The sequence below is a fragment of the Treponema berlinense genome, assembly GCF_900167025.1.
GTDB classification, from domain to species: domain Bacteria; phylum Spirochaetota; class Spirochaetia; order Treponematales; family Treponemataceae; genus Treponema_D; species Treponema_D berlinense.
Window position 1 is genome coordinate 74,359 of sequence record NZ_FUXC01000007.1, and the last position, 17,288, is coordinate 91,646.

Genomic DNA, 17,288 nt, shown 5'->3' on the forward strand with positions numbered 1-17,288 from the left:
TTTTACAGAACTGAAAGAACGTCTTTTTCATCGACTTCTGTTATGACAGTTTCTCCGACATCTTCCTGCAAAACGAAGCGCACTTTGTTTGAAGCATTTTTTTTGTCTTTTTTCATTGCCTCAAAAAGCGAGAGTGCGGCTTCTTTTTCCGAGGCGAATTTTCCGTTGAGGGCAGAATGCATAGGCTGAGTTTCCCAGCCGAAAGAACTGAGGGCTGATTTTACTGTCTGAACGTAATTTTCCGTGCACAGTCCTATTTTTTTTGAAAGTTCCGCTGCACGCGCAATTCCCCAGGCAACCGCATCTCCGTGGCTTACTTTTCCGAGTCCCGCTCTTGTTTCGAGCGCATGTCCAAAAGTGTGTCCGAGGTTTAGCTGCATGCGGATGTTTTTTTCGGTTAAATCCTGTTCAACTACAGCAGCCTTTGCATTTACGCAAATTTTAATCATTTCTTCGACGAGCGGATCTTTGCGGTTTTGCAGGATTTCTGGCTTTGAAGCAAGTTTTTCAAAAAGTTCTTTTGAATAGAGCAGGGCGGTCTTTACGACTTCTGCCATTCCGCTGCGGTATTCGTTTTCTGGAAGCGACTGAATGAAGGAAGGAATTATATGAATTTTTTGTGCTGGAAAAAATGAACCTATCATATTTTTGTACGAATCAAAATCGCAGCCTGTTTTTCCTCCGATTGCAGCGTCGACCATTGAAAGAAGGGTCGTTGGAACAAGTTCGCAAGTTGCGCCGCGCTTAAAAATTGAAGCGGCAAATGCTGTCATGTCGGTAATTACGCCGCCGCCGATTCCTGTAAAAACAGCGGAACGTTTTGCGTTTGAGTCGATTGCGGCCTTGCATATCGCGAGAACGCTTTCGATTGTTTTAAATGGTTCTCCGCTGCCCAAAATCAAGAGCACGTCTTTTCCGCGTGTGCCGATAAAACCGTTTTCGATTTTTGGCTGGCTGTAGTTTTCTCCGCGGAAAAAATTTACAAACGGCTGCATTTGTTTTAGCGAAGCAACATTTGTGTCTGTCACAAAAATCCGTTGAGGTGAGTTTTCTTCTTCTGATGAATAAAAAATCGAATTTAAATCCGGCTCTCCGCCGTAAAAACGTATAAAAGTTCTGTCAGTGCCTGGATGCACTGGCGGATAAGCGATGTCTTTTTCTTCAAACTGCATGATTTTTTATTTTATCGAAAATCGCTTTTGTTTTAAAGTAAAATTCTAATACGTTTTGTCTGTCATGCTTTCAAAATCGGAAATATTTTTCTGAACACGCGCAATTTCCCGGTTTAAAATCTTTTCGTAGTTCAATTTTCCGTTTCCAATTCTTTCGCGTTCGTCTTCCCAGTTTTGAATGTCTGTTAAAGTTAAAAACTGAAATCTTTTTACGTTTGCTTTTTCTGCCCAGAGTTTTGCTTCCTGCCAGTAGTAAAGTCCTGCCTGATAACAACTGAGCGTTTTTTGTAAATTTTCAATGTAAATGTCTTTCCATGGCGCGTCGTAAAATTTTACGGTTTTTTTGTCGTAAATTCTTCCGAGCCTCATATGCTGTTCGATAAGTTTTAGGTTTATGTGCATCATAAAAAGATAGCGGTATTTTTCCCAATCCTTTTCGTCGTCGATTTTTACATTTGCATAGAGCGGATTACAAAAATCGGCCTTTACGGCCTGTTCAAGCCAGTAAATGTTTTCCATGACGTCGTCTGGATACTGCTGGTAATGAACATGAAAAAGCTTGTAATAATCTTCTTTGTATTTGACCATGTAGGCAGAAGTTTTTTGAGGTGAGAATATAAAAAAACTGACTGTAAAGAAAAACAGCGCAAAAAATCTTTTCACGTTTTTATTGTCGGCATTTTTTTCGTGAATTTTTACAGCAGTTTTGAAAGTTCCTGCCAGATTTGCGCGCTTACTTCTTCTTTTGATTTTGACGCATCCAGACGGACGATTTTCATTCCTGTGTTTTTTGATTCGTATTCGTCCATGAGTTTTTCGTAGCGCTCTTCTGTCGCCTGCAAAAAGTCTATTTTTTCGTAAATTTCACGTTCTCCGCGAACATCAACTCTTTTAAGGCTTATTTCTGGAGAAATTTTAAAAAAGAAAAGAATCTGCGGAAGTGGAAATGCCGAATTTAGAAGGCGCGGAAGTTCTTCTCCGCAGGTTACGCTCTGGTATGTCAGGCTCGAAAAAAAATATCGGTCGCTTATGACGATTTTTCCGTCGGAGCATTTTTTTTCGATTCCGCAGTTTGAGCCGCTTTTTCCCCAAAGATGTTCTGCGCGGTCTGCCGCAAAAAGGTATGCGCTTGTCCGTGGATCAAGTTCAACATTGCCTTTTAAAACAGTTCTCAAGAATTTTCCGGTTGGTGAATCTGTCGGTTCTGCCGTAAAGAAAAATCTCTCGGCTTCTTTTTTTTCTTTTAAGATATTGATTTGCGTTGAAGTTCCTGCTCCGTCGATTCCTTCAAATACAACAAAATTTTTTAAAATCATAATTCCTGAAAAACTCCAGTTTTTTTTATAGCAGTTGTTTTAATTCGTTGTGTTGCAATAAGTTAAAACTTAGAGACATTTCTAGGAAAATCAGTTTGAATGAGTTTTTAGATCTGTCCCACTACTAAAAAAATCAAAAATAAAGTAAAGTGTTAGTCTAAGGAAAGTTCTGAATATTAAAAAAAAAAAAACTTTCTGAAAGCCATTTTGCCGTTAAAACAGAGACTGTTCAAGTCAGATGAAGTCGAGAATTCTAAAAACCAGCATTGGAAGCATTATTTTTCTCCTGCTCGTAATTGCAGTTATCGCGTTGATTTTTCCAACATATAAAAAAATCAATGCCGCTGTTTCTGTCGGCGTTTTAAAAATTACCCAAAAAATTGAAGAAAAAACTGGAATTGAGATTTCGTACGAGGCTCTTTCACCTTCGATTCTTTCCGGCATCAGTTTTAAAAATATCAATTTAAAGGATTCTTCAACGCAAAAACAGCTTGTTCAGATTAACAGCGCTGTTCTTTCATATAATTTACGCGATTTTTTTTCTAAAAAGCCTTTGAATGCGGTAAAACTTTTGCTTTTGGACGGTTTAAAAATTGAATACGATGCCGTAAAAGACGGAGACTTGCTCAAAAATTTTTCGCAAATTTTTGAAAAAAACGATGATGAAAAAAATCACTCAAAAAAACACAAATCTTCTTCCAGAAAATTTACGATTGACGGAAAAGAAATCAATATTCCTTTCAATGTTCAATTAAAAAATATCAGCCTTCATTTTGTCGATTCAAAAAATGATTTTCTTGCAATTGTAAAAACTGTAACTTTCGAACAGTCGCCGCTTGCTAAAAACAGCCTCAAAATAAAAACTTCCGGACGGCTTGAGTTAAAATCTGAACTTTTAAAAAGCGCCGGCCAGCGAAAACTCGTCGCCTGTGGTTTTGAGCTTTCAGGAAACTTTTTTAAAAATCTCGATGGAAGTTCTTTTCTTTTAAAGCTTTCAGAAATAAACCGCGCCGACTTTACTATTTCTAAAATTGATTTTCTTCTCAACTATGCAGATTCAAAACTTGCGCTCAGGACAATGCGTTCGGCTTTTCCGTTTTCTATGCAGTTTGAGGCGAATTTTAAAAATCAGGAACTTTCTTTTGACGCCCAGTCCAGAAATTTTGAACCCTTAAAACTTATAAAAGTAAAAAATCCGTTTCCGCTTTATAAAAAATTTGTCGAAACAAAATTTTCCGGAACTGCAAAAGCCAAGACTTCGTTTTTAACAAAAGAAGACTTTTTTAATTCGGCATATTTTAAGATTGACGGCGACTGTAATTTTTCTGAAAAAATTGCCGGAAGCCCGGTTGTTCTTTCTTACGGTGTTGAATGCAAAAATCAGGTTTTAAAAGTCAATAAATTTGTGGCTGACGGAAAACCCTTGAATCTTGATTTGAACGGCGAACTCAACTTAAAGACCCTTGAGCCTTCGTTTGTTTTGAGCCTTCCCCGTTTTCAGCTTGCAAATGGCGGAATTTTGCAGACTGAACTTTACATCGAGCCTTACAAAAAAGGTTTTATGTGCTTTGCTCCGCAGCTTTTTATGGACGAAAAAAGCTTGACTGCTATTCAGTTTACGCTTTTGCCGTCTGCAAAGTCAGTGGATTTTAGTTTTGAGTGCGACGATTATTCTCATGCCGAATACGAAAAAAGTGCAAAAATCGTTGTCGAGGGCAGTTTTTTGAATGAGACAGAAAAATTTTTGCAGGCTTCGGTTTCTGTCAGCGATATGTTTTTAGACAGCGTAATCGATGCGGCCGCATTTTTTGTTCCCGAAGAAAAAAAGGCTTTGCTTGCAAACATTTCAAAGTCGGCTGGAACTTACATTTTTTCCGATGAAATTTATTTTACGACGGATTTTAAGAGTTTTTCGTTCAATTCGCCTTATTTTCTTTTGGCAAACACGGCAAAAGAAAAGCAGCTTCTCACCTTTGCAGTTGACGGTTCTTCAGAAACCATAACCTTGAGTTCTCTCGACTTGCAATACGGAAATCAAACGGCTCATGCTACCGCCGGGATTGATTTTTCGAACGGACTTTCGGATTTTAATTTTTATACCGACCTTGTTGTCAATTCTCTGCCTTTTAGCTTTAGAGGCGCGTGCTCTCAGAATTTTTTGAATGTTTCGGGCGACTACAATTTTAATGCGGCTTTTTCGTTTGAAAAAAATATTTTTGGCTCTGTAGAATTTACTGCTCTGCCTGTTTCGTTTGGAAAAACTATTTTTTCTACTTCCTTAAATACTTCTTTTTCGTGGAATGAAGTTTCTGGAATTGAAGTTGAAATAAACAATTTTGATATTGATGAGCCTTATGGGTCTCTCCGTTTGCATCCGCACCTTGCTTTTACCGGCTCTGCAAATAAATACGGTTTTGTAATGAACAAACTCGCGTATTCTGATGCGGCTTCTGCTCTTGACGGAAGAATGAATGTAATCTGGAGCCTTAATGACGGAATTTTTGACTCGATTATCGTTGATTTGAATGCTAAAAGCATCTTAAATTCGGAAAAAATAAGCCTTAATGCCGAAGTCCGCAACCTTGAAAAAAAACTTTTGACTTTGGACAATTTTAAAAACGATTTTTATGTCAGCGCCCAGGGAAATCTTTCTGATTTTCCTGCCGCAAGATTTTTTTCTGACCAGAATTCAACAAACAAAATAAATGCGGATTTTTCACTTTCTGGAACTCCTGTAAATCCTTTGGTTTCGTTAAATTTGCAGAGTTCTTCTATAAATTTTGCCGGTTATCCATGCGTGTTTTCAGGAAATGCCGTTTACGACGATACTGGACTTTCTGTTTCTGAGCTTAACGCTGACTGGGGAAAATTCGCGCTTTCGGATTTTTTTGCCAACTTGAACTTAAAGAATTTTTCTGGAGATTGTACTGCGGTCTTAAAGGGAAAATTCCTTGAACTTGATTTTAACATTCCTATAAAAAGTTCGATAAACTGTTTTGCCCAGGGAAATTCTCCTGTCAAAAATTTTGTTGCGACTGTCAAAAGCGAAAAGATGACAGGCTCTTTCTTTCCGACTGAACAAAAGCTCGACTTAAAAATTACAAAAAGCGACGACATTATAGATTTTGTTTCTGCAAACGGAAGGGGAATTTCAGGAAGTTTTATTGCAGGGCAGGTCTTAACAGCAAAATCCGGACCTGATTCTCCGCTCGGCTTTATTTTGAACGGTTCTATAGTTCACAACCAGCTTGATTTGAACATAAAAAATATAAATGCCGACATGAAAACTTTCTGTCAGGCTTTCAGCATTCCTTTTGTAAGATTTACAGGTGGAAAACTTTCTGGAGCAGTAAAAATCGGCGGTCTTACAACCGACCCGGAATATACAGGTTCTGTTGTTATTTTAAATCCTGAGTTTTATGTTCCAATAATTTCAAAAAAACTTTTCCGCTCTGAAAAGGTAGTTGCGCTTGCTTCTCAGAATCATTTTGTCGTAAAGCCGACTTTATTCACCGTAGAAAAAAATCCTGTGAACGTTGGCTTGAATATTGAATTTGACCGCTGGAAAATCGGCTCTCTTGACTGTCCGATTGAAAGTCCTCGTGGTCAGTTTATTCCTGTTGATTTAAAACTTCCTTTGCTTCATTACAAGGGGTTTGCTGCGTTTGAAAAATTTTTGATTCACATGACGACGGATACTGTCGGTTTTTCTGGAAAAATCTTTGGTGAACGTGCAGAAATTGAAATTATCCGTGACGGTTTGAACATGGAACATTCAAAAAAGCCGTCTTTTGATTTTCTTGTAGACCTAAAACTTCAGGTAAAAAATAAAGTTCAGATTCTCTTTAATCCTCTGTTGCGCGGTCTTATCGTGCCTGACAATTATCTTGACCTTTATATTGATACTTCGACGGGCGATCTTTCTGCAAAAGGAGAGGTAAACCTTCGTGGCGGCGAAATTGTCTGGCTCAACAGAAGCTTTTACATGAAGGAAGGAAAAGTCGTATTCAACGAGTATAATGAAGTTTTTGATCCTCGAATTACTGTCCGCGCAGAAACCCGGGAACGCGACGAAAACAATAATCAGGTGACAATAACCTTGTCGGCAACTCAGCAGGCCTTAAGCCAGTTTAATCCTCGCTTTACTGCAACTCCAGCAAAGTCTGAAAACGAAATTATGGAGCTTTTGGGTCAGGTTATTTCCGGCAATTCGGAAAACGTTGCTTCTCTTGCAATGGCAGGCGGAGATTATCTTATGCAGGCAACGGTAATGCGTACTGTAGAGAATACATTGCGTGAATTATTGAATTTTGATATATTTTCCGTTAGAACAAATATCCTTCAAAACGCCGTAAAGCAAAGTCTTGAGAAGAATTCTGCCGGCAAGCAGCTTTCTTTCAGTAACTTTTTTGACAATTCGGCTGTTTATGTAGGTAAGTACTTTGGTAGTGCAATGTATGTTGATGCTTTAATGCACTGGAGTTATGACGAAACAAAGGCGAAGAACGAAGATTCCGTTCGTGGACTTGTGCTTCAGCCTGAATTTGGTTTTGAAATGTCTTCACCGTTCGTTAACATAAGATTTGGAGTTTCTCCGGATCTGGAAGCAATCAAGAACAGTCTGTGGATTCCTTCGACGTCAGTTACATTGTCCTGGAAGCACTCATTTTAAAATGTTCATAATAACTGAATATGACTAAATTTCTTGATAATTGGAGTTAATATGTCTTTCAAGCGTTTTAATTTCGCTTTAATTTTTTGTGCGGCAATCTGCGCTTTTGCACCTTGTGTTGTTTCTGCTCAGGAGAATGACAAAGTAACAGAATCTGATGAAAACTGGTTTTATGGAAAACTTATAAAATCAATTTCTTTTAAGAATTTAAAATCTGTAGATTCAAAAGAGCTTGAAGGCGTAACCAGCGGTTTTATCGGAAGAAAATTTTCTGATGAAGTTTTTGGAAATCTTTTGGACAGAATTTATGCGCTCGACTTTTTTGATGAGATAAATCCTGAGGCTCTTCCGGGCGATGCTAAAAAAAATACAGTTTCGATTGTATTTTCTGTAACAGAGCGTCCTGTTGTAACTAGAATTACATTTTCTGGAAACCGTCAGATTCGTACGACAGAATTAAAAGAGGCGGTTTCGCTTAAAGAAAAAGATATTTTTGTTGAAGGCAAGATGCTTGTCGATGAGCGTTCTGTGCGCGATGTTTATCTTGGAAAAGGTTTTACCAATGCCCGCGTAACTGCAAGTTCAAAACAGACTCCAAAAGGCGTTGAAGTTAACTTTAAGGTTGATGAAGGCCGTTCGACTGTAATTGCAAAACTGGATTTTCGTGGCAACAAGGTTGTTTCGGGCAGGACTTTAAAAAGCAAGCTTACACTCAAAGAAGCAGGTTTAATCAACAAAGGCGCATTTCAGGAATCTGAGCTCGAAGCGGACAAGCAGGCGATTACGGCTTATTACCAGAATCTGGGTTATATAGATGCGGAAGTTATCGATGTTACAAAAGAAACTGCTGTAAACGAAAAGAAAAACCGCGACGAACTTACAATTACTTTTGTTATTGTCGAAGGCTCTCAGTATACTTTCGGCGGAATGACTTTTAAGGGAAATATAATTTTTCCGAGCGAAAAACTCAATTCTTTCGTAAAGCTTAAGACTGGCGCGGTTTATAATCAGCAGAAATATCAGGAATCTGTAATGGCGATTGCCGATTTGTACTACGAAAATGGCTATACTTCAAATCGTTTTCAGCCAATTCCTATGAAGGACACGAACAATAAAGTCATTTCGTATGAATTTCATATTACAGAAAGCGTGCGAAGCCACGTAGAAAGCATTTCCATAAAAGGAAATACCCGCACAAAAGAGGAAATCATTCGCCGTGAAATTCCTATTGAAAGCGGCGATATTTTTTCTAAGGCAAAACTTACGACAGGTCTTAGAAATCTGTATAACTTGCAGTATTTTAGCGCAGTTGTGCCTGACGTTGTGCCTGGCTCTGAAGAAAATCTTGTAAACCTTGTTTTTTCTGTAGACGAGCAGTCTACGACTTCTATTGAATTTGGTGTTACTTTTTCCGGTGTTTCTGACCCTGACGACCTTCCGTTTGCTCTCTTTGTTAAATGGCAGGATTCTAACTTCCGCGGAACAGGAAAATCAATCAGCGCAAGTTCTACGATTGCAACTGACGAGCAGTCGGTTTCTTTGAGTTTTGGAGAAAACTGGCTTTTTGGAATGCCAATTTCTTCATCAATAAGCACGAGTTTCTCTCATTCTCAGAATACCGCTCTCATGCTCGAACTGGCCGACAACGAAGACAGCTTAAATTCTGACGATTATTACATGGATTATGAGCGCTGGGTTTGGAGCCTTGGTTTTTCTCTTGGAAGAAGATGGACTCCGGTCTGGGCAATTCTTTCGCTTTCTGCCGGAATCAACGGAAGTCTTATAAACAATGTTTACGACGAAGTTTATATTCCTGTTGATTCTACCATTGCTGAATATTCTAACAAATGGGGTTGGCAGAACTCTGTCTGGACTGCTTTTTCTATTGATGACCGCGATATAAATTACGATCCTTCAAAAGGCTGGTTTGCAAGTCAGCGCCTTACATGGTACGGACTTATGCCTTTTGAAACAGAATTCTTTTTGCGTTCGGACACAAAGGCTGAAAAATATTTTACTCTGTTCAATCTGCCGGTTACAGAAACTTGGAACTGGAAAATGGTTTTTGCCGCATATTCCGGCTTGAGCCTTCTTTTCCCGACGTCTGATTCTGGAATTGGAAATTCAAGCAAGGTTTATATTGACGGTATGTTTAACGCTCGTGGCTGGACAAATATCTACAATAAGCACAGAGGCCGTGCGCTTTGGAGCAATATCCTTGAATTGCGCATGCCGATTGTTCCTGGAGTTTTGGCAGTAGACTGGTTTGGTGACGCTGCTGTAATAAAGGATTCGCCTTATGAACTCTTTACAAATACAGGAATTTCGGACTTCTACTTTAGTACAGGTCCTGGACTGCGTTTTTCAATCCCTCAGTTCCCATTGCGTCTGCTTTTTGCAAATACATTCAAAATGGATGAGAATTATAACGTAACTTGGGAAAATAACTGGAAATTTGTACTTTCATTCAATATTACGAATAAATAATTGCGTTTTGAGGTTGTTTTAAAATGAAAAAAATTGTTTTTGGTTTTGTTTTTGCTTTTTTTGCTGCTTTTGGACTTTCAGCCCAGCAGATTACACGTTTTGGTGTTGTAGATACTGCCAGAGTTTATCAGGCATATTTTAGAAATTCGGCGCCAGTTCGCAATTACGAGTCTAAAAAAGCCGAATTCCAGACCGAAATTAACAAGCGGACAGAAGAAATCCAAAATCTCAAAAATCAAAAAGTTGATTTTCAGAAAAACAATAATTCTGCGGCGGTAAGCCGTCTCGATGCGGAAATCACCAGAAAAACAGACACTCTTACGGAATATACAAACGCAAAAAACGTTGAGCTTGAATCGCTCAAAAAAAATCTTCAGAATTCAGATTCTTTTTACAAAAAACTTTATGGTGTTTTGGAAAGAGTTGCGGAAAATGAAGGCTATTCGATGATTTTGAGTTTGCAGCAGGCGAATGCAGTTTTGTGGTATAGCCCTTCGGTTGATATTACTGAAAAAGTTATTGCCGAATTAGGAATATAGCGCAAAATGTCAAAAGACAAGGTTGTCGCAGGAAAAGTTCAGAAACGTTCCGAAAGTACAGAATTGACTCCGCTCATGGTTCAGTACCAGAGCATAAAAGATGAATATCGCAACGAAGTCCTGTTTTTTCGTCTAGGCGATTTTTACGAAATGTTCAATGAAGACGCCTTGGAAATTAGCCGTCTTTTAAATCTTACACTTACTCATCGTGCACAGCACCCTATGTGCGGAATTCCGTATCATGCCGCAAAAATCTACATTGCGCGTCTTTTAAGGCTCGGAAAAAAAATTGCAATCTGCGAGCAGGTTGGCGAAATCGGAAAAGGCAAGACGATTGCCGAGCGGAAGGTAATCGAAATCATAACTCCGGGAACTGCGATTGAAAGCGAATATCTTGAAGGCGGCGTAAACAATTATCTTGCCTGCTGTTCTGTAAAAAAAAATGAAGTCGGCTTTGCATATATCGATGTTACTACTGCCGATTTTTACGCAACAAGCTGGAGCAAAAAAGAAATGGCGGATAATTTTGCAAAGGAACTTGGCCGTTCAAATCCGCGTGAACTTCTTTTGCCGGAAACTCTGCGCGGCGACAAAACAATTGAGGAAATAATCGCCCAGAATTCAAATATTGCGGTTTCTTATTATCCTGAATGGAATTTTGATTCTTCTCTTTCTTACAAAAGGCTTAACAAACAGTTTGGAACACAGAATCTGCGTTCTTTTAATTTAACAGAAGAAAGTGCGGAAGTTGGACCTGCCGGATTTTTGCTTGACTATCTTATGCGGACAACTTCGACAAATGCTCCGCATGTAAGCGGAATAAAAGTTTACCGTGATTGTGAATACGTCGTAATGGACGATTCTTCCCGCCGAAACCTTGAAATTACGGCAAATTTAAGGGACGGAAGTTTCCAGTATTCACTTTTGGAATGTGTTTCCCACACACAGACTGCAATGGGAAAAAGGCTCTTGGTAAACTGGCTCAATTATCCTTTGACAGACGCTCAAAAAATTGCTTCCAGACAGGAACATATTGCTCTTTTTGTAAACAACCGCAGGCTTTTAGACGCAATCAGGCAGAATTTTTCTTCTGTGCTTGATATTGAAAGGCTTGCTGCAAGGGTGGCAATGGAGCGTGCCCACGCAAAAGACTTGCAGGCCCTAAAATCGAGCCTTTCCGTGTGGCTAAAAATCCGCGTTCTGATTGCAAATTACGATTTTTCTGTTTTGCCGGCGGACGAAGCCAAGCAGATAATTGAACTTATTGATTCGGCAATTTTGGAAGATCCTGCGACTTCTATTACGGAGGGCCGGATTATAAAATCTGGCTGGTCAAAAGAACTTGACCACTGGCGCGACATTCAGTGCAATTTTAACAAAATTCTTGAAGAATACGCCGAAGAAGAAAAATCAAAGACCGGAATTTCTAACCTGCGGATAAAAAACAACAACAATGCGGGTTATTACATTGAAGTGACAAAAGGAAAACTTCAGCAGATTCCTGAGCATTTTATAATGCGCCGTTCTCTTTTGAATGCGGAACGCTATACGACCGCGCGGCTTCAGGAACTTGAACACGAATTGAACGAAGCTGGTACAAAAATTGTTCAGCTTGAGCGTGATTTGTTTGTGGAAATCCGCTCTCAGATTGCAAAACTTGTTCCGTATCTTTTGCAGACTTCCAGAGAAATCGCATACACAGACGTAAGTTCCGCGCTTGCATATTCTGCCGTTCTTCACGGCTGGATTCGTCCGGTTGTCGATGATTCTACGGTTTTTGAAGTTGAAAACGGACGCCATCCTGTCGTTGAAATGCATCTTCCTGCCGGAGAATTTGTTCCGAATGACCTTTCGATTTGTTCGCCTCAGGATTTTTCTGAAAAATGCTCCACTTCTTTTTCTTTGATTACAGGTCCGAACATGGCCGGAAAATCAACATTTTTGCGTCAGAATGCGTTGATTGCGCTTTTGGCTCAGACCGGCTCTTTTGTTCCTGCTTCTTCTGCGCACATTGGGATTGTCGATAGAATTTTCTGCCGTGTGGGAGCAAGCGACAACCTTGCCCGCGGAGAATCGACTTTCTTGGTCGAAATGACGGAAACTGCAAATATTCTCCGTTCTGCAACGGAAAAATCTCTCGTAATTATGGATGAAGTAGGGCGTGGAACTTCGACGGAAGATGGACTTTCGATTGCCTGGGCAATTAGCGAATATTTGCTGAATACGATAAAATGCAAAACTCTTTTTGCGACTCATTATCACGAGCTTACCAGAATGAATCACTCTGCGCTAAAACTTTTGTGCATGGCTGTTGCTGAAAATTCTGGCGATGTGGTTTTTTTGAGAAAAATAAAGGAAGGAGCAAGCGAAAACTCTTACGGTCTGCACGTTGCAAAACTTGCCGGCGTTCCACAAAGCGTAGTTTTACGTGCTGAAGAAATTCTTGCGCATTTGCAAAAATCCGCCGGAGAAAAACCAGTCCTGCCTTCCGAAATAAAAACCGAAATTTCCGGCGAAAAGGAAAAATCGCATTTTAGCCAGAATTTGCCGGGACTTTTTTCTGACGAGGAAATGGTTTTGGACGAAATTCTTTCTGTTGATCCGGAAAATATGACTCCTCTCCAGGCCCTTGAGCTTGTTGCCCGCTGGAAAAAATCACTTTCTGGAAGATAGTTTTAATCCGGCTGTTTTTGATTTTTCTTGTTATAAAAATAATCTTTTTATAGCGGTAAAAAATTTAATAATACTGAAGAATTTAATTGAAATTAAAGAAAATAGCGCCGGTAATATTAACAGAAAGAGCGTTAATCTATATAATAAAAACGCAAATTTTAGCCCGGATTGTAGCGGCGCGAAAGCGTCGGGCTTGCCCGATGCAGCGAATAGCGGAACCGCGGAAAGCCGGAGGAGACAGTAAAAGCTGCTCCAGAAATTTATTTTTTTTATTTTAGAGGTACAAAATGGCTGTTGAATCAAAAAAATCTGACAATGCCTGCAAAGGTACGGCTCGTGCGCCACATCGCTCGCTTTTTTACGCTTCTGGTTACACTGACGAAGAACTTGCTCAGCCTTTGGTTGGCGTTATCTGTGCAAAAAATGAAATTATTCCTGGACATATTGAGCTTGACCGTATTGCCGAGGCTGTAAAAGCCGGTGTGCGCATGGCTGGCGGAACTCCTATTGAATTTCCTGCCATTGGTGTGTGCGACGGCATTGCAATGGGACACGAAGGAATGAAATATTCGCTTGTTACCCGCGAATTGATTGCCGACAGCGTTGAATGTGTTGCAAAAGCTCATCAGCTGGATGCTTTGGTTATGATTCCTAACTGCGACAAAATTGTTCCTGGTATGCTTATGGCTGCCGCGCGTCTTGATTTGCCGACTGTTTTTGTTTCTGGCGGTCCTATGATGCCTGGACATTTGCCTGGACACGATCCTTCTAATCCTTATTCTGGAAAAAATCTTTCTTTGACCGATATGTTTGAGGCGGTTGGCGGTCTTGCTGTTGGTAAAATCAACGAAGCCCAGCTTTGCGAAATGGAGCACTATGCTTGTCCTGGCTGCGGCGCTTGTTCTGGTATGTTTACTGCAAACTCGATGAACTGTCTGACGGAAGTTTTGGGACTTGGCCTTCCTGGAAACGGAACAATTCCTGCTGTAACTGGTCGCCGTATTGCTCTTGCAAAACACGCAGGCATGCAGGTTATGGAAATGTATAACCGCGGAATTACTGCCCGCCAGATGATGACAGCTGAAAATTTCCGTAACGCTCTTGCTGCCGACATGGCTTTGGGTTGTTCTTCAAATACGATGCTGCACGTTCCTGCGATTGCGCACGAAGCTGGAATTACAATCGACTTGCACGAAGTGAATAAAATTTCTGAAAGAACTCCAAATCTCTGCCATCTTGCTCCGGCAGGGCATACTTTTATGTGCGAACTTGATGATGCCGGTGGCGTTCAGGCTGTTCTTGCAGAACTTGCAAAGAAAAATCTTATAAATACAGGTTTGATTACCGTAACTGGAAAAACAATTGCGGAAAATATCAAAGGTGTAAAAAACCGTAATCCTGAAATTTTGCGTCCGATTGAAAATCCGTTCAGCGACAACGGCGGAATTGCGATTTTGTTTGGAAACCTTGCTCCGGATGGAACTGTAGTTAAGCGTTCTGCCTGCGCAAAAGAGCTTATGCTCCATACCGGTCCTGCCCGTGTTTTTAATGACGAAAGCGAGGCTATGGAAGCTGTTCAGAAAGCTCAGATTAAAGCAGGTGATGTTGTTGTAATCCGCTACGAAGGTCCAAAAGGCGGTCCTGGAATGCGCGAAATGCTTGCTGTAACTGCCGCTCTTGCCGGTCAGGGACTGGACAAGCAGGTTGCCCTGATTACTGACGGACGTTTTAGCGGTGCTACACGCGGAGCTTCTCTTGGACATTGTTCTCCAGAAGCCGCTGTTGGAGGCCCGATCGCCCTTGTTAAAGAAGGCGATAAAATTACCCTCGATATTAACAATTATAAAATTCACCTTGATGTAAGCGATGAAGAGCTTGCAAAGCGCCGTGCAGAATGGAAGGCTCCGGAACCAAAGGTAAAGGACGGTTATCTGGCGCGTTATGCAAAACTTGTAAGCAGCGCAGACAAAGGCGCAATTTTACAGTAGAAGTTGCATAGATTTTTTGAAATCTGTATAATTATCAACAAAAAACTAAGAATATTGCATATTTATGCAAAATAACAGGAGATGCCGGAATGGATACAGAAAGCCTTTTTATCGGACGCTTGTCCGTACTTGCTGAACGCAACGACCCAATCGACACTAGTCTTTACGAAAAATATGATGTAAAACGAGGTCTGCGCAATGCCAACGGAACTGGTGTACTCGTCGGTCTTACAAGCATTGGCGATGTTGTAGGATACGAAGTAAAGGACGGTAAAAAAATTGCAATCCCCGGCAAACTCTTGTATCGCGGTTATAATGTTGCGGATTTGATAAGCGATGCGGAAGCTCATAGCCAGTTTGGCTATGAGCAGGCGGTTTATCTCTTGCTTTTTGGCGAACTGCCGACCCAGAGCGAGCTTGAGCTTTTTAAAAAATATCTCGGTGAATTGCGCACCTTGCCTCCAAATTTTACTGAAGATATGATTATGAAAGCTCCGTCTGCTGATATTATGAATAAACTTGCGCGCGGCGTTTTGGCTTCTTATTCTTACGACAAAAATCCGGAAGAACGCTCACTTTCAAATATTTTGCGCCAGTGTATTGAACTTATAAGCCGTTTTGGAACTTTGACAGCTTATGGTTATCAGGCAAAACGCCGCTATTACGACGGAAAATCGATGTATATCCATAACCCTTTGCCGGAACTTTCAACTGCGGAAAACTTTTTGCGCCTAATCCGCAACAACAAGGCTTTTACTGACGACGAAGCAAAACTTTTGGATCTTGCGCTTATCTTGCATGCTGAGCATGGTGGCGGTAACAACTCTTCTTTGACAGTTCATGTTGTTTCTTCTGCGGACACGGACACTTATTCTGCAATCGGTGCGGCTGTCGGTTCTCTAAAAGGTTACAGACACGGAGGAGCGAATATCCGCGTAATTGAAATGATGGACGACATAAAGTCTCATGTCCGCGACTGGTCAAGCGAAAAAGAAGTAAAGGAATATTTAAGAAAAATTGCAAACAAAGAGGCATTTGACCATACAGGTTTGATTTACGGTCTTGGACACGCAATTTACACGATTAACGATCCTCGTGCGACAATTTTGCGCGATCATGCGGCAAAACTTGCAAAAGAAAAAGGCCTTGAGGACGAATACAACCTTTACAAGCTGATTGAAAGGCTTGGACCGGAAGTTATTTACGAAAAACACGGCGACGAAAAGAAAATCTGTGTAAACGTAGACTTTTATTCTGGTTTTATTTATACAATGCTGAATATTCCTCGCGAACTTTTTACTCCTCTGTTTGCGGTAAGCCGAATTGCCGGCTGGTCTGCCCACAGAATCGAGGAAATTGTTGCCGGAGGACGAATTTACCGTCCTGCTTACAAAAATATTCTTGCCGAAAGAAATTATATTCCAATCGAAAAAAGATAGAAGGGGCGTTGCGGGGAAGTTCCCCGCACGGAGGGTAGCGGAAAACGCCTGCGTTTGGAGCGCAGGGAGGTTGTCCTCCCTCTTAAAATCTTTAAATTAACGAAAAAAATGCCTGCGGAAAGACTCGATAAAATATTGGCGCACCACGGTTTTGGAACTCGAAAGGACGTAAAAAGGCTCTGCCATAAAAGTTTGGTGAGTCTGAACGGAAAAATCGTGACCGATCCTGCCACAAAAGTTGAAATTGACTCGGACAGCCTCGAAATTGACGGCGAAAAAATAGTTTTACAGCGCGACCTTTATATTATGCTCAACAAATGCAAAAATGTTGTCTGCGCAAACAAAGACGGCGAACATTCGACCGTTTTTGACCTTTTGGACGAAAGCCTGAAACATAAATTTCTGGGCGGCGACTTGCACTGCATGGGGCGGCTCGACATTGACACGGAAGGACTTTTGATTTTGACGACAGACGGAAAACTCACGCATTCGCTGCTTTCGCCAAAAACTCACGTTCCAAAAACCTATGCGGTCGGTCTGCGCGATTCTTTGACTTTGGAAGAAAAACAGAAATACTGCGAAATTTTTAAAAAAGGCTTTTGGATTGACCGTGAACAAAACGAAGACGGGTTTGAATGCGCTCCTTCCGAGTTAAAATGGCGTGGCGAAGACGGAAAATTCGGCGAAGACGGAGATGCTGAAAAACTTTTTCTTGCTGCTGAAAAAAATTCCAGCGGAAAGGCCGACTGCCTGCTTACGATTTTTGAAGGAAAGTTTCATCAGGTAAAGAGAATGTTTAGCCAGGTTGGAAACGAAGTTGTTTATCTAAAAAGAATAAAAATGGGCGGGCTTTGCCTTGACCCGGCGATTGAACTCGGTTCTTACCGCGAGCTTACGGAAAGCGAAATTGAAATGCTTTCGGAAAAATAAAAAAAACGGCTAAGAAAAACAGCACAAAAAAAGGCGCCTTAAAAACTGTCCAGAAACGGAACTGTTTTTTAA

At 40.7% G+C, this 17,288-nt stretch carries 10 protein-coding genes; 7 read left to right on the plus strand and 3 right to left on the minus strand.

The window, feature by feature from the left end; all coding sequences use genetic code 11:
* Window positions 1-2 precede the first annotated feature (2 nt).
* From B5D47_RS06915 to tmk, 3 genes are read right to left on the minus strand one after another with little or no spacing between them, the layout of a single operon-like run.
* Window positions 3-1,172, minus strand: coding sequence for a 3-dehydroquinate synthase (locus B5D47_RS06915; RefSeq protein ID WP_078931110.1), 1,170 nt, complete (start codon window positions 1,170-1,172; stop codon window positions 3-5).
* Between the two features lie 45 nt (window positions 1,173-1,217).
* On the minus strand, window positions 1,218-1,835 hold the full coding sequence (locus B5D47_RS06920) for a hypothetical protein (RefSeq protein WP_078931111.1): 618 nt from the start codon (window positions 1,833-1,835) through the stop codon (window positions 1,218-1,220).
* 32 nt (window positions 1,836-1,867) lie between these two features.
* Window positions 1,868-2,488 carry a dTMP kinase gene (gene tmk / locus B5D47_RS06925; RefSeq protein ID WP_078931112.1) on the minus strand — a complete coding sequence of 207 codons (621 nt, stop codon included), beginning with the start codon at window positions 2,486-2,488 and terminating at the stop codon, window positions 1,868-1,870.
* Window positions 2,489-2,726: 238 nt separating this feature from the next.
* Between tmk and B5D47_RS06930 the strand changes: the two genes are divergently transcribed.
* From B5D47_RS06930 to B5D47_RS06965, 7 genes are all read left to right on the plus strand, one after another.
* Window positions 2,727-7,160 carry a hypothetical protein gene (locus B5D47_RS06930; protein WP_078931113.1) on the plus strand — a complete coding sequence of 1,478 codons (4,434 nt, stop codon included), beginning with the start codon at window positions 2,727-2,729 and terminating at the stop codon, window positions 7,158-7,160.
* 51 nt (window positions 7,161-7,211) lie between these two features.
* The gene (bamA, locus tag B5D47_RS06935; RefSeq protein WP_078931114.1) at window positions 7,212-9,647 is read left to right on the plus strand and encodes an outer membrane protein assembly factor BamA; all 2,436 of its coding nucleotides are present in this window, start codon (window positions 7,212-7,214) and stop codon (window positions 9,645-9,647) included.
* Between the two features lie 23 nt (window positions 9,648-9,670).
* Window positions 9,671-10,186 carry an OmpH/Skp family outer membrane protein gene (locus tag B5D47_RS06940; protein WP_078931115.1) on the plus strand — a complete coding sequence of 172 codons (516 nt, stop codon included), beginning with the start codon at window positions 9,671-9,673 and terminating at the stop codon, window positions 10,184-10,186.
* A 6-nt stretch (window positions 10,187-10,192) separates the two neighbouring features.
* The gene (gene mutS / locus B5D47_RS06945) at window positions 10,193-12,859 is read left to right on the plus strand and encodes a DNA mismatch repair protein MutS (RefSeq protein ID WP_078931116.1); all 2,667 of its coding nucleotides are present in this window, start codon (window positions 10,193-10,195) and stop codon (window positions 12,857-12,859) included.
* 287 nt (window positions 12,860-13,146) lie between these two features.
* Window positions 13,147-14,847 (plus strand): dihydroxy-acid dehydratase, encoded by a 1,701-nt coding sequence (gene ilvD, locus B5D47_RS06955; RefSeq protein WP_078931118.1) that lies wholly within the window; start codon window positions 13,147-13,149, stop codon window positions 14,845-14,847.
* Between the two features lie 89 nt (window positions 14,848-14,936).
* A complete protein-coding gene (locus B5D47_RS06960; RefSeq protein WP_078931119.1) occupies window positions 14,937-16,286 on the plus strand; it encodes a citrate/2-methylcitrate synthase in 1,350 nt (449 codons plus the stop codon).
* A 108-nt stretch (window positions 16,287-16,394) separates the two neighbouring features.
* Window positions 16,395-17,216, plus strand: coding sequence for a pseudouridine synthase (locus B5D47_RS06965; protein WP_078931151.1), 822 nt, complete (start codon window positions 16,395-16,397; stop codon window positions 17,214-17,216).
* The last annotated feature ends 72 nt before the right edge of the window (window positions 17,217-17,288 follow it).

Bases quoted from the DNA above. Each gene is read 5' to 3' on its own strand.
- bamA (WP_078931114.1), top strand. From the start codon at position 7,212: ATGTCTTTCAAGCGTTTTAATTTCGCTTTAATTTTTTGTGCGGCAATC.
- B5D47_RS06940 (WP_078931115.1), top strand. From the start codon at position 9,671: ATGAAAAAAATTGTTTTTGGTTTTGTTTTTGCTTTTTTTGCTGCTTTT.
- B5D47_RS06965 (WP_078931151.1), top strand. From the start codon at position 16,395: ATGCCTGCGGAAAGACTCGATAAAATATTGGCGCACCACGGTTTTGGA.
- tmk (WP_078931112.1), bottom strand. From the start codon at position 2,488: ATGATTTTAAAAAATTTTGTTGTATTTGAAGGAATCGACGGAGCAGGA.
- B5D47_RS06930 (WP_078931113.1), top strand. From the start codon at position 2,727: ATGAAGTCGAGAATTCTAAAAACCAGCATTGGAAGCATTATTTTTCTC.
- B5D47_RS06915 (WP_078931110.1), bottom strand. From the start codon at position 1,172: ATGCAGTTTGAAGAAAAAGACATCGCTTATCCGCCAGTGCATCCAGGC.
- ilvD (WP_078931118.1), top strand. From the start codon at position 13,147: ATGGCTGTTGAATCAAAAAAATCTGACAATGCCTGCAAAGGTACGGCT.
- B5D47_RS06960 (WP_078931119.1), top strand. From the start codon at position 14,937: ATGGATACAGAAAGCCTTTTTATCGGACGCTTGTCCGTACTTGCTGAA.
- mutS (WP_078931116.1), top strand. From the start codon at position 10,193: ATGTCAAAAGACAAGGTTGTCGCAGGAAAAGTTCAGAAACGTTCCGAA.